Here is a 1,218-nt window from a genome sequence, read left to right as displayed (position 1 = left end):
TCTATGGCGATGTCAACGGTGACGGAAAAGCCGATTTTGCTGTTCACCTCGACGACGCCATCGCGCTTCAGAAGGGATACTTCGTGTTGTAACGCAATGAGGCCGCGAAAGCGGCCTCATTGACCCAGGAGAAGTCGGAAGCGGCGGAAAACCGCCTCCGACCTCAAGACTTTGTGACGCAATCCTGCGGCAAACTGCCTCGACAGTTTCTTCCATCGAGCGTCATCCTCGAAGTGAAGCAAAGTCGCACCGGCGTGAAGCGCGTTCCAGCGCCCAACTTGCCAGCGGAGGCTTGCCTCCCCAACTCCAGCTTCAATGGGAGCCCCAGATATGGCTATCACCTCAACCAAAACCCTCACAGGATTTCCTGACGCAAAGAGTACCGGACTTCCGGATGGCGTCGTGCTCACCGCATCGGGCGATGTGAACGTCACCAAGGCAGGCACGGTCCTCAATGCTCTCGATGTCAAGGGGACCATCTGGGTCATGGCACCCGACGTCACGATTCAGAATAGCCGCATAACGTCCACCGATTGGACAGGCATCTGGATCAAGCCCGGCATTACCGGCACCATCGTCAAGGACAACGAAATTCTCAACGTTGGTAGCAGCAAGGATGGCGCGAATGGCATCTTTGGTTCGGGAACGTTCTTACGCAACGATATCCATGACGTGGAGAACGGTATCAACGTGACAGGCGCAAGCCTGATTCAGGACAATTATATCCATGATATGAATGCTCCAAACGTCCGGGCCGGTACAGTGTGGGGCGGGCCCCATTATGATGGCATCGAGATCAATGGCGGCGTGTCGGGCGTCGATATCCGGCACAACACAATCATCAATGATAATGGCCAAACCTCGGCCGTGATGATCAACAATGACTTCGGTCCGGTGTCCAACATCAAGGTCGATGGCAACTATCTCGCAGGTGGCGGCTACACCCTCTATTCCGATGGCAGCTTCAGCAGCACGGATATAATATCAGGCGTCCAGTTCACCAATAACGAACTGGGTCAGGGTCATTGGGGCTACTACTATTTCAAAGGCAACACGCCCACCCTCTCCAACAATGACGAGATGGGCACGGACTGGCCAACACCTGTCACTCCGGAAACCCCAACCACGCCTGAGACACCCACGACACCGGAAACGCCAACCACCCCGGAAACACCTGTTGCGGGCAAGGCGACCAATGGCAATGACGTGCTTACCGGC

Annotated in this window: 1 protein-coding gene and 1 pseudogene; both read left to right on the top strand. The window is 55.7% G+C overall.

What is annotated here, in order from left to right; genetic code table 11:
• A pseudogene (locus ACP7BS_RS29705) lies at positions 1-92 on the top strand (M10 family metallopeptidase C-terminal domain-containing protein); the annotation flags it as partial.
• 238 nt (positions 93-330) lie between these two features.
• On the top strand, positions 331-1,218 hold an 888-nt coding region (locus ACP7BS_RS29700; protein WP_426233717.1), incomplete at its 3' end, for a right-handed parallel beta-helix repeat-containing protein.

Origin of the sequence: Pararhizobium sp. DWP1-1-3 (assembly GCF_049896125.1) — a bacterium.
GTDB lineage: Bacteria > Pseudomonadota > Alphaproteobacteria > Rhizobiales > Rhizobiaceae > Pararhizobium.
The sequence above is the reverse complement of the archived record's forward strand: the minus strand, read 5'-3'. Positions and strand labels throughout refer to the sequence as shown.